Annotated in this window: 10 protein-coding genes; 9 read left to right on the forward strand and 1 reads right to left on the reverse strand. The window is 70.8% G+C overall.

All coding sequences use genetic code 11. From position 1 onward, the window contains the following. Nucleotides 1-92 precede the first annotated feature (92 nt). The 8 genes from ACZ67T_RS13430 to ACZ67T_RS13465 all read left to right on the forward strand — a co-directional run bounded on the left by ACZ67T_RS13430 (nucleotide 93) and on the right by ACZ67T_RS13465 (nucleotide 9,377). A complete protein-coding gene (locus ACZ67T_RS13430; RefSeq protein ID WP_469983749.1) occupies nucleotides 93-1,709 on the forward strand; it encodes an L-lactate permease in 1,617 nt (538 codons plus the stop codon). A 68-nt stretch (nucleotides 1,710-1,777) separates the two neighbouring features. Then, nucleotides 1,778-3,142, forward strand: coding sequence for a phosphomannomutase/phosphoglucomutase (locus tag ACZ67T_RS13435; RefSeq protein ID WP_469983795.1), 1,365 nt, complete (start codon nucleotides 1,778-1,780; stop codon nucleotides 3,140-3,142). A 109-nt stretch (nucleotides 3,143-3,251) separates the two neighbouring features. Further along, entirely contained in the window at nucleotides 3,252-3,422 is a 171-nt protein-coding gene (locus ACZ67T_RS13440; RefSeq protein WP_100597970.1) for a Trm112 family protein, read from the forward strand. 43 nt (nucleotides 3,423-3,465) lie between these two features. Beyond that, a complete protein-coding gene (locus ACZ67T_RS13445) occupies nucleotides 3,466-4,590 on the forward strand; it encodes an SIS domain-containing protein (protein WP_469983751.1) in 1,125 nt (374 codons plus the stop codon). A gap of 62 nt (nucleotides 4,591-4,652) precedes the next feature. After that, nucleotides 4,653-5,804, forward strand: coding sequence for a mannose-6-phosphate isomerase, class I (manA, locus tag ACZ67T_RS13450; RefSeq protein WP_469983752.1), 1,152 nt, complete (start codon nucleotides 4,653-4,655; stop codon nucleotides 5,802-5,804). Nucleotides 5,805-5,933: 129 nt separating this feature from the next. Next, nucleotides 5,934-6,938: a cation diffusion facilitator family transporter gene (locus ACZ67T_RS13455; RefSeq protein ID WP_469983754.1), complete on the forward strand. Its 1,005-nt coding sequence runs from the start codon at nucleotides 5,934-5,936 to the stop codon at nucleotides 6,936-6,938. A gap of 235 nt (nucleotides 6,939-7,173) precedes the next feature. Next, on the forward strand, nucleotides 7,174-8,637 hold the full coding sequence (ahcY, locus tag ACZ67T_RS13460) for an adenosylhomocysteinase (RefSeq protein ID WP_469983756.1): 1,464 nt from the start codon (nucleotides 7,174-7,176) through the stop codon (nucleotides 8,635-8,637). A gap of 125 nt (nucleotides 8,638-8,762) precedes the next feature. Continuing rightward, nucleotides 8,763-9,377 (forward strand): hypothetical protein, encoded by a 615-nt coding sequence (locus ACZ67T_RS13465; RefSeq protein ID WP_453462919.1) that lies wholly within the window; start codon nucleotides 8,763-8,765, stop codon nucleotides 9,375-9,377. 17 nt (nucleotides 9,378-9,394) lie between these two features. Here the strand turns inward: ACZ67T_RS13465 and ACZ67T_RS13470 are convergent, their stop codons facing one another. Next, nucleotides 9,395-10,321, reverse strand: coding sequence for an RDD family protein (locus ACZ67T_RS13470; RefSeq protein WP_469983757.1), 927 nt, complete (start codon nucleotides 10,319-10,321; stop codon nucleotides 9,395-9,397). A gap of 110 nt (nucleotides 10,322-10,431) precedes the next feature. On the opposite strand from ACZ67T_RS13470, the gene ACZ67T_RS13475 reads away from it, so the two are divergent. Then, the gene (locus ACZ67T_RS13475; RefSeq protein WP_469983758.1) at nucleotides 10,432-11,439 is read left to right on the forward strand and encodes a stage II sporulation protein M; all 1,008 of its coding nucleotides are present in this window, start codon (nucleotides 10,432-10,434) and stop codon (nucleotides 11,437-11,439) included. Nucleotides 11,440-11,818 lie beyond the last annotated feature (379 nt).

Raw genomic sequence — 11,818 nt, forward strand, 5'->3', positions numbered from 1 at the left:
TTTCCTCTTTACGGAATCTCCTTCGTCCCACGCATTGACCTGAGTTTGTTGCGGACACAACAATTTCGCCACCCAGTGCCCGGGAGGCGCCCGTGTTCGTCCAGCAGCTTGAGCCCGTGGCCGGATCGCTCGGTCTGTCCGCACTCGTCGCGACCCTGCCCCTAGTCACCGTGCTCGTCCTGCTCGGCGCCGTCCGCATGAAGGCCCACCTCGCGGGCCTCATCGGGCTCGCCGCAGCCGCCCTCGTCGCCTGCCTCGCCTACGGGATGCCGGTCGGCCAGACCGTGTCCAGCGCCGCGCAGGGCGTGCTGTTCGGACTGTTCCCCATCATGTGGATCGTCGTGAACGCCCTGTGGGTGTACCGGATGACCGTCCGCACCCGGCACTTCGACATCCTGCGCCGCTCCTTCGGGCGGCTGTCCGACGACCCGCGCATCCAGGCCCTCGTCATCGCGTTCTGCTTCGGCGCGCTCCTCGAGGCGCTGGCCGGGTTCGGGGCGCCCGTCGCGATCTGCTCCGTGATGCTCGTCGCGCTCGGCTTCGACCCGGTCAAGGCGGCCGTCGTCGCCCTCGTCGCCAACACCGCGCCCGTGGCCTTCGGCGCGATGGGCACGCCCGTCGTCACCCTCGCCCAGGTCACCGGACTCCCGCTCGACTCCGTCGCCTCCGTGGTGGGCCGTCAGACACCGCTGCTCGCCCTGCTGGTGCCGCTCATCCTCGTCTGGCTCGTGGACGGGCGGCGCGGCCTGCGCGAGACCTGGATACCCGCCCTCGCCTGCGGAGTCGCCTTCGCCGCCGCCCAGTTCGCCGCCTCGAACTACGTCTCCGCACAGCTCGCCGACATCGGGGCCGCGCTCGTCGGCGCGGGCGCCCTCGTCGCCGTGCCGCACGCGCGCAGGCCCGCCGCCGAACCCGTACGCGCCGCCGTCCTGACCGGCGTACGCAGCGAGGAGCTCGACCAGGAAGACCCGCGGCCCGAGGTCCTGCGCGCCTACGCCCCGTACGCGCTCATCGTCGTCATCTTCTCGATCGCGCAGATCCCCGCGGTCAAGGACTGGATCGCCAAGGCGACGCGCGTCTTCGACTGGCCCTTCCTGAACGTCGCGAACCCCGAGGGCAAGCCCGTCGGCGGCAACGTCTTCACCCTGCCGCTCGTCTCCACCGGCGGCACCCTGGTCCTCCTCGCCGGCGCGATCACGGCCGCCGTCATCGGTGTCCACGCGCGCGTGGCCGTACGCGAGTGGCTGGCGACCGTGTACGAGCTGCGCTTCGCGATCCTCACCGTGACCAGCGTCCTGGCCCTCGCCTACGTCATGAACCTCTCCGGGCAGGCCGCCACCATCGGGCACTTCGTCGCCGCGGCCGGCGCGGGCCTCGCGTTCCTGTCGCCCGTCCTCGGCTGGTTCGGCGTCGCCGTCTCCGGCTCCGACACCTCCGCCAACGCCCTCTTCGGCGCACTCCAGGTAACCGCCGCCCAGCAGTCCGGCCTGTCACCCGAACTGCTCGCCGCCGCGAACAGCTCCGGTGGCGTCCTCGGCAAGATGATCTCCCCGCAGAACCTCACGATCGCGTGCGCGGCCGTGGGGCTCGCGGGCAAGGAGGGAGACCTGCTGCGCAAGGTGCTGCCGTGGAGCGCGGGACTGCTGCTCGTGATGTGCCTGATCGTGATGGCGCAGAGCTCAGCGGTCCTCGGCTGGATGCTGCCCTGACAGCTCACTGTCGGTCCGTACGGGTAGTTTGTGCTGTCCGAAGCGGACTTCAGGAGAGTTGGGTGACCGTGACTGCTGATCTGTCGCAGATCGTCAAGGCGTACGACGTACGCGGAGTGGTCCCCGACCAGTGGGACGAGCGCCTCGCCGAGCTGTTCGGCGCCGCCTTCGTACGCGTGACGGACGCCGCGGCGATCGTCGTCGGACACGACATGCGGCCCTCGTCGCCCGGCCTCTCCCGGGCCTTCGCGCGGGGCGCGGCCGCGCTCGGCGCCGACGTGACCGAGATCGGCCTGTGCTCCACCGACCAGCTGTACTACGCGTCGGGCGCGCTCGACCTGCCCGGCGCGATGTTCACGGCCTCGCACAACCCGGCCCAGTACAACGGCATCAAGATGTGCCGCGCCGGCGCCGCCCCCGTCGGACAGGACACGGGCCTCGCCGACATCCGCGAACTCGCCGAGAAGTGGCTGGAGACGGGCGCCCCCGAACCCGCCGTGAAGGCGGGCACCCTCACCCGGCGCGACACCCTCGACGACTACGCGGCCTACCTGCGCTCCCTCGTCGACCTCACGGAGATCCGCCCCCTGAAAGTCGTCGTCGACGCGGGCAACGGCATGGGCGGGCACACCGTCCCGACCGTCTTCGCGGGCCTGCCGCTCGACCTCGTCCCGATGTACTTCGAGCTCGACGGCACGTTCCCCAACCACGAGGCCAACCCGCTCGACCCGGCGAACCTCGTGGACCTGCAGAAGCGTGTCCGCGAGGAGGGCGCCGACCTCGGCCTCGCCTTCGACGGCGACGCGGACCGCTGCTTCGTCGTCGACGAGCACGGCGACCCCGTCTCCCCGTCCGCCGTCACCGCCCTCGTCGCCTCCCGCGAACTGGCGAGGAACGGCGGCACGGGCACGATCATCCACAACCTGATCACGTCCTGGTCCGTCCCCGAGGTCGTGAGGGAGCACGGCGGCACACCGGTACGCACCCGTGTGGGCCACTCCTTCATCAAGCAGGAGATGGCCACCTCCGGAGCGATCTTCGGCGGCGAGCACTCGGCGCACTACTACTTCCGCGACTTCTGGAACGCGGACACGGGCATGCTCGCCGCGCTCCACGTCCTCGCCGCCCTCGGCGGCCAGAGCGGCGCCCTGTCCGCCCTGGTCGCGGAGTACGACCGCTACACCGGCTCCGGCGAGATCAACTCCACGGTCGACGACCAGCGCGACCGCCTCGCCGCGATCAAGACCGAGTACACCGGCCGGGACGGCATCACGCACGACGAGCTCGACGGTCTGACGATCACCTCCGCCGACTGGTGGTTCAACGTCCGTCCGTCCAACACGGAGCCCCTCCTGCGGCTGAACGCGGAGGCCAGGGACGAAGCCACCATGACCAAGATCCGCGACGAGGTCCTGGCGATCATCAGAGCCTGACCACGGCCGCACCCGCCGGGACCCCCGTCCGAGCAGCCGTGCCCCCGCCCCCGGCGGTACGCTGACCAGGCCGCACGCACACACATTCATACCGCTGAAGGGACACCTCATGCCGCTCGAAGCCGGCCTCCTGGAGATCCTCGCCTGCCCGGCCTGCCACGCCCCCCTCAAGGAGGCGGACGCCGAGCTGCTCTGCACCGGATCGGACTGCGGGCTCGCCTACCCGATCCGCGACGGCATCCCCGTACTCCTCGTGGACGAGGCCCGCCGCCCCGCATAGGTCCCACCCAGGCCCCGCAGGGGCCGTCCCGGAGGCTGACACCATGCTCGACGAATCGCTTCTCGACGCCCCCGAGGCCCTCACCAGGGTCGACCGCCGCGGACTCCTGCGCGGCGCCGCCGAGGCCGGCGCCCGCGTCCGCACCGCGGTCAGGCACGCAGCGGAGGCCGGGATCACCCAGCTCGAACCGGACGGCCGCCCGCGCGCCGTCCTCTTCGCCGGACCCGGCCTCGCCGCCAGCTGTGTCGCGGACCTGCTCAACAGGCTCGCAGGCGCCTCCTGCCCCGTCGCCCGCCTGCGCCCCACCGGAGTCGCCCCCGCCGCGGGCGCCCTGCGCTGGGAGCTGCCCGGCTGGGCGGGCCCCGTGGACCTGCTCCTGATCGCGACCACCGACGGCACCGAGCCGGGCCTCGGCCTCCTCGTCGAGCAGGCCTACCGGCGCGGCTGCACCATCGTCGCCGTCAGCCCCGCGGGCGCCCCCCTGAGCGACGCCGTCGCCGGGGCACACGGCCTGTTCGTACCGATGGCGACCGCCCCGTACGAGGAGGACGAACCCGCCGCGGCCTCCGCGCCCGGCGCCCTGTGGGCCCTGCTCACCCCGCTGCTCTCCCTCCTGGACCGCACCGGCCTGCTCTCCGCACCGGCCGAAGCCCTGGAGAAGGTCGCCGACCGCCTCGACCACACCGCCGAGCGCTGCGGCCCCGCCATCGCGACCTACAGCAACCCCGCCAAGACCCTCGCCGCCGAGCTCGCCGACGCGCTGCCCCTGATCTGGACCGAAGGGCACGCCGCGGGCCCGGCAGGCCGCCGCTTCGCCGCCGCGCTCGCCGAACTCGCGGGCCGCCCGGCCCTCGCCTCCGACCTGCCCGGAGCGCTTCCCGCGCACGGCCGGCTCCTCCTCGGCGACCTCGCGGGCGGCGCCGACCCCGACGACTTCTTCCGCGACCGGGTCGACGAGGAACAGCCGATGCGCGTCCGCGTCGTCCTCCTGCGCGACCGGCCCGGCGGCCTCACCGCCGCACCCGCCGCCCGCGAGCTGGCCCTCGGCCACGACACCCCGATCAGCGAGCTCGAGCCCGAAGAGGGCGACGAACTGGAAACACTCGCCGAACTGATCGCCGTCACGGATTTCGCCGCCGTTTACCTCGCGCTCGCCTCGGGCGCATGACGTGGACCCGGCCGGTCCGAACACCGGCCGGCCCCTGACCCGCGTACGGAGAACAACACCTGATGGACCGCCTCACCAACACCGTCCGCCCCTACGCCTGGGGCTCGACCACCGCCATCCCGCACCTCATCGGTGCCGAGCCGACGGGCGAGCCGCAGGCCGAGATGTGGATGGGCGCCCACCCGGGAGCCCCCTCGCAGACCGGGCGCGGCCCGCTCAACGAGGTGATCGACCAGGCCCCCGAGCGTGAGCTCGGCCCGCAGGCTGTCGCGAAGTTCGGCCCCCGCCTCCCCTTCCTCCTCAAAGTCCTCGCCGCGGGCGCCCCGCTCTCCCTCCAGGTCCACCCCGACCTCGCCCAGGCCAAGGAGGGTTACGAGGCCGAGGAGCGCGCCGGCGTCCCCATAGATGCCCCGCACCGCAACTACAAGGACGCCAACCACAAGCCCGAACTGATCTGCGCCCTCACGCCGTTCGAGGGCCTGTGCGGATTCCGCGCCCCCGAAGAGGCCGCACGCCTCATCGAGGGCCTCGGCGTCGACTCCCTCAAGCCCTACGCCGACCTGCTGCGCGCCCACCCCGAAGAGGCCGCGCTGCGCGAGGTCCTGACGGCCGTACTGAGCGCGGAACCCGAGGACATGGCCGCCACGGTCACCGAGGCCGCGGCCGCCGCCGAGCACCTCGGCGGCGACTACGCGCCCTACGCCGGGCTCGCCCACCACTACCCCGGCGACCCGGGCGTGATCGCGGCCATGCTGCTCAACCACGTCCGCCTCAACCCCGGCGAGGCCCTGTTCCTCGGCGCCGGCGTCCCGCACGCCTACATCGACGGCCTCGGCGTAGAGATCATGGCCAACTCGGACAACGTCCTGCGCTGCGGCCTCACCCCCAAGCACGTCGACGTCCCCGAACTCCTGCGCATCGTCCGCTTCGAGGCCACCGACCCGGGCATCCTGCGCCCCGAGGCGTCCCCCGAAGGCGAAGAGGTCTACGAGACCCCCATCGACGAGTTCCGTCTCTCCCGCTACACCCTGCCCGAGGGCGCCGCCGCACACGACGTGACCGCCCAGACCCCGCAGATCCTGCTCTGCACCGCGGGCACCGTCCGCGCCGGCGAACTCGACCTCACCGCAGGGCAGTCGGCGTTCGTCCCGGCCGGCGAAAAGACCGAAGTGTCCGGAGCCGGCACGCTCTTCCGGGCAACCGTGGTGGCCTGACGCGCCTCAACCGTCCCGGGCTGCAACAATGACCCACCGCAAAGGGTGGGCAAAGCCCGGGACGGCGTACGCGGACAGATCCGCACGAGCTGTGGCCCGGGACCGCGTACGAAGGGACATCGGGAACACATGAGCGCTTCAGGCGGCACAAAAGCGATCGTGGCGGCACTCGCCGCCAACCTCGCGATCGCGGTAGCGAAATTCGTGGCGTTCCTCTTCAGCGGCTCGTCCTCGATGCTCGCCGAGAGCGTCCACTCGCTCGCCGACTCCGGCAACCAGGGCCTCCTGCTGCTCGGCGGCAAGAAGGCCCAGCGCGAGGCGACCCCGCAACACCCCTTCGGCTACGGCCGCGAGCGCTACATCTACGCCTTCCTCGTCTCCATCGTCCTCTTCTCGGTCGGCGGCATGTTCGCCGTCTACGAGGGCTACGAGAAGATCAAGCACCCGCACGCGCTCGAGAACTGGTACTGGCCGATCGGCGTCCTCGTCTTCGCGATCATCGCCGAGGGCTTCTCGTTCCGTACCGCCATCAAGGAGTCCAACGAGCTGCGCGGCAAGCTCACCTGGTCCCAGTTCATCCGCCGGGCCAAGGCACCCGAACTGCCCGTCGTCCTCCTCGAGGACTTCGGCGCGCTGATCGGTCTCGTCCTCGCGCTCGCCGGCACCGGTCTCGCCCTCGTCACCGACGACGGCCTCTGGGACGGCATCGGCACCCTGTGCATCGGCATCCTGCTCATCGCCATCGCGCTCGTCCTTGCCGCCGAGACCAAGTCGCTGCTCCTGGGCGAGGCCGCGGGCATCGACGACGTCAAGAAGATCGAGACCGCGCTCGTCGACGGCGACACCGTCACCGGCGTCATCCACATGCGCACCCTCCACCTCGGCCCCGAGGAACTCCTCGTCGCCGCGAAGATCGCCGTCCAGCACGACGACACGGCCACCGAGGTCGCCAACGCCATCGACGCCGCGGAGGCCCGCATCCGCGAGGCCGTCCCGATCGCCCGCGTGATCTACCTCGAACCGGACATCTACAAGGAGGCGGCCGCCTCCGCCGGCGCCGACCCGGCCAAGACCCCGGCCGGCCCGACCTCTGACAGCCCGGCCCCCGGCAGCTCGGGCCCGGACGCCGACTGACCCTCACGCTCGCGCCGGACCCGGAGGCGGGCTGGGTCCGGCTGAGTCGATCGGTGTAGATTCGTCTCTGAGCCAGACGTCGCTGCTGATGGCGGTCGGGCGGCCCGCACGACGGGCCGGCCGAGGGAGAGAGGGCCTCCGACGGACTGCGCTGCGAGCGCCGGGCACTCGTATGCCCATCGCCGCAGGCAAGCCACGCCCACCTCGACCCACCACCACGAGGAGCAAGCTCCCTATGACGACCGTCGACAACCGGCAGGACCAGGACTTCAAGGTCGCCGATCTCTCCCTGGCCGACTTCGGCCGCAAGGAGATCACGCTCGCCGAGCACGAGATGCCCGGCCTGATGTCCATCCGCAAGGAATACGCCGCCGCGCAGCCGCTGGCCGGCGCCCGCATCACCGGCTCCCTGCACATGACGGTGCAGACCGCCGTCCTCATCGAGACCCTCGTCGCCCTCGGCGCCGACGTCCGCTGGGCCTCCTGCAACATCTTCTCCACCCAGGACCACGCCGCCGCGGCCATCGCCGTCGGCCCGAACGGCACCCCGGACAACCCCCAGGGCGTCCCGGTCTTCGCCTGGAAGGGCGAGACCCTGGAGGAGTACTGGTGGTGCACGGAGCAGGCCCTGACCTGGCCGAACACCGCCACCGGCGGCCCGAACATGATCCTGGACGACGGCGGTGACGCCACCCTCCTCGTCCACAACGGCGTCCAGTACGAGAAGGACGGCAAGGTCCCCTCGGCCGACACCGCCGAGTCGGACGAGCACCGCGTCATCCTCGAGCTCCTCAACCGCACCATCACCGACGGCTCGCAGAAGTGGACCCAGCTCGCCTCGGAGATCCGCGGCGTGACGGAGGAGACCACGACCGGTGTCCACCGTCTCTACGAGATGTACCGCGACGGCACTCTGCTGTTCCCGGCGATCAATGTGAACGACGCCGTGACGAAGTCGAAGTTCGACAACAAGTACGGCTGCCGCCACTCCCTCATCGACGGCATCAACCGCGCCACCGATGTCCTGATCGGCGGCAAGACCGCCGTCGTCTGCGGCTACGGCGACGTGGGCAAGGGCTGTGCCGAGTCGCTGCGGGGCCAGGGTGCCCGGGTGATCATCACGGAGATCGACCCGATCTGCGCGCTGCAGGCGGCGATGGACGGCTACCAGGTCGCGACGCTCGACGACGTGGTCGACAAGGCCGACATCTTCGTCACCACGACGGGCAACAAGGACATCATCATGGCCTCGGACATGGCCAAGATGAAGCACCAGGCGATCGTGGGCAACATCGGCCACTTCGACAACGAGATCGACATGGCCGGCCTCGCGCAGATCCCCGGCATCGTCAAGGACGAGGTCAAGCCGCAGGTCCACACCTGGAAGTTCCCCGACGGCAAGGTCCTCATCGTCCTGTCCGAGGGCCGTCTGCTGAACCTGGGCAACGCGACGGGCCACCCGTCCTTCGTCATGTCCAACTCGTTCGCGGACCAGACCCTGGCCCAGATCGAGCTGTTCACGAAGCCCGACGAGTACCCGACCGACGTCTACGTGCTGCCCAAGCACCTCGACGAGAAGGTCGCCCGCCTCCACCTCGACGCCCTCGGCGTGAAGCTGACGACGCTGCGCCCCGAGCAGGCCGCGTACATCGGCGTAGAGGTCGACGGCCCGTACAAGCCGGACCACTACCGCTACTGATCCCGAGCGGACCCCGGTGCTCCGCAGGCCCCTCGCACTCCGGTGCGGGGGGCCTGCCCCGTACCGGCCCGGCATCCCGCACCACCCGACGCCCGCACGCCCCCGAAGGACCTCGAGAGCCCCTCATGCCACGCGGCCGCTATTCGCTCCACGACACCCACGACCACACCCCCCTCGGCGAAGAACACTTCCACTGCGCCCCCGGCCCCTCCGGCTGGCGCTACGTCTCCCAGACCGTCACCCCTTCCGGCGACCACTCCGGCTCCGTCGACCTGGCCATCGACGAACTCGGCCGCCCCATCCGCCTCGAACTCAACGCGGCGAGCTGGCAGGTACGAGGAGCAGCCATCGACGGCGTCACCTGGGTACGCACCGACCCCACGGGCACCCACGCCACCGAAGGCAACGCCCCCGCCCACGCCTTCACCGGCACCTCGCCGGCCTTCCTCGTCGCCACGGCACGCCTGCTGCGCCTCACCCCCGCTTCCCCCGCGACCCGCGTCCGCCTGGTCCGCTTCACCGACCCGGTCCTGGCCCCCCTCACCGTCGACCAGTCCTGGGCCCTGCTGAAAACAGAAACACACGCCACTGACAGCGGCCCCCTGAACGTCGACGAATACCAGGTCACAGACCTGGACACCGGGGAACAGCAGGCCGTCCACCTCGCCGGCGACGTAGTGCTCGCCGCCCCCGGCATCGAACTCGAACACCTCGAATCCCCGCCGTCGACCTTCGCCTGAGAAGCGGCGGCCCCGCGTCAGGCAGGCGGCACGAAACCGGTGCCCGGCCCCTCGTCCTCGCGAGGACCCGCGGCCGAGACATCAGGAGTGAGCGGCGCAGCAGCCGCGACAACAGGACCCACGGGCGGCCCGACCGGCGTCGCAGCACCTCGATACACCGGCCCCGGCCCGCCCACCGGAGCCGTACCCACAGCCCCGCCGCCGAACGCCCGCCGCGCATCCCGCGACTGCCGCTCATGCACCACCGCGGCCAGATACGCCGCAGGCGGCACATCCCCCGGCGCCGGAGCCCCCGTACAAGCGGCCAGATCACTGGCAAGCCGCTCAGCCATCGAATGGCCCACCTGCGGATCCAGCTGCCCCATCCGCGTCAGGTACGACCGGACCGCCAGCCACAGCCCGTCCGGCACCCCCGACAGATCGAGCCCGGAGAAGCGCCCCACCAGCCACGGAGGCGGCGGAGGCACGAACCGCGCCGGCCCCGCCGGCACCCGCTCCCGCACGACGAGCGTCCCCGCGAACACGTCCCCGAGCCGCCGCCCCCGCTCGGACACCAGCGACGCGATGCACGCGACCACCCCGAACGTCATCAGGATCTCCACCACCCCGACAGCCCCGCGCACCAGCGCATGCCGGAACCGGATCGGCCCCCCGTCGTCCCGCACCACACGAAGCCCGCACGCCAGCTTGCCCAGCGAACGCCCATGGCTGAGCGTCTCCACCGCAATCGGCACCCCGACAAGCACCAGCACAAACGTCGCCACCGCCACCGCGGCGGCCGCCGCCTGGTCCAGGGAAGAGGTCGACGCCACGATCCCCATCGTCACCACGATGTACACGGTGAACGCCACGACAAGATCGATGACCACTGCCAAAGCCCGACTGGGCAGTTTCGCGGGGCGCAGCTCGAGAGCCACCGCCTCGCCCGTCACAAGCTCACTCACGCCGGCCGTCCTTCCCTGCCCTGCCCTCGGAACCGCCAGTCTGCCAAGCTGAGGGCACATCGCGCCGCAGAGGTAGCCGCAGCAACAGCAGCCGAGGAGCAGCCGACCCGATGGACCTCGACGTCTTCGTGTCCGCCCACCGAGCCGAGTGGGACCGACTGGACGCGTTGCTGCGCCGCAGGCGCCGCCTCACCGGCGCCGAAGCGGACGAACTCGTCACGCTCTACCAGCGTGCCGCGACCCACCTCTCCCTGATCCAGTCCAGCGCCCCGGACCCCCAGATATCCGGCCGCCTCACACAATTGGTGGCACGCGCGCGTAGTGCCGTGACAGGCACCCGCCGCGCCTCCTGGCGCGACGTGACCCGCTTCCTGACACAGGGCTTCCCCGCGGCGGTCTACCGTTCCCGCCACTGGTGGGTCCCCACCGCACTCCTCTCCACCGCGATCGCCGCCCTCCTGGGCTGGTGGATAGGCACCCACCCCGAAGTACAGGCGTCGATCGCCGCCCCTTCCGAACTGCGCGACCTCACGCGCCCGGGCGGCCAGTACGAGACGTACTACTCCAGCCACCCCGCGGCCTCCTTCGCCGCCCAGGTGTGGACGAACAACGCCCAGGCCGCCGCCATGTGCCTGGTCCTGGGCGTCTTCCTGGGACTCCCCGTCCTCTGGATCCTCTTCCAGAACATGCTGAACCTGGGCGTGGGCATCGGCCTGATGTCCTCGGCCGGCCGTCTCGACACCTTCCTCGGCCTGGTCCTGCCCCACGGCCTCCTGGAACTGACGGCAGTCTTCGTAGCGGCCGGTACGGGGCTGCGCCTCGGCTGGACCCTCATCGACCCGGGCCCCCGTACCCGCCGCGCGGCCCTCGCCGAGGAAGGCCGCGCCGCCCTGGGAATGGCGATCGGCCTGGCACTCATCCTCTTCATATCGGGCGCCATCGAAGGCTTCGTCACCCCTTCAGGCCTGCCGACCTGGGCCCGCATCGCCATCGGCGTCCTCGCCGAGCTGGCCTTTCTCGTCTACGTCTATGTGCTCGGCGGCAGAGCGGCCCGTGCCGGCGAGACGGGGGACCTGGAGAAGGCGGAGCGCAGCGCCTACGTACCCACCGCCGCGTGATGTGCGTTCACGGCGTCTGACCTGCTAGTCTCCTCATCGCCCCACAAAAGCCGTTGACACGGACGGAGTGGGGAGGTAGATTCGAACAGTTGCCTGGGATTCGACAGAGTCGGCCGCAACGACTAGGGTCTAGCTCGCTTCCGAGAATTCTTCTCCAGAAGCGCACCCCCGATAAATCGGAAAACGAACGCCGGTCAATCCGGCCGAGAACTTCTGATAAAGTCGGAACCGCCGGAAAGGGAAACGCAAAAAGCCGAAAGGCTGGAGCGGAAACCTGAAAGGCGCCGAGGAAATCGGACACGAAAGAGTCTGATAGAGTCGGAAACGCAAGACCGAAGGGAAACTGCCCGGAGGAAAGCCTGAGAGAGTCTCTCGGGTG

The sequence above is a fragment of the Streptomyces sp. NPDC107517 genome (assembly GCF_055582645.1).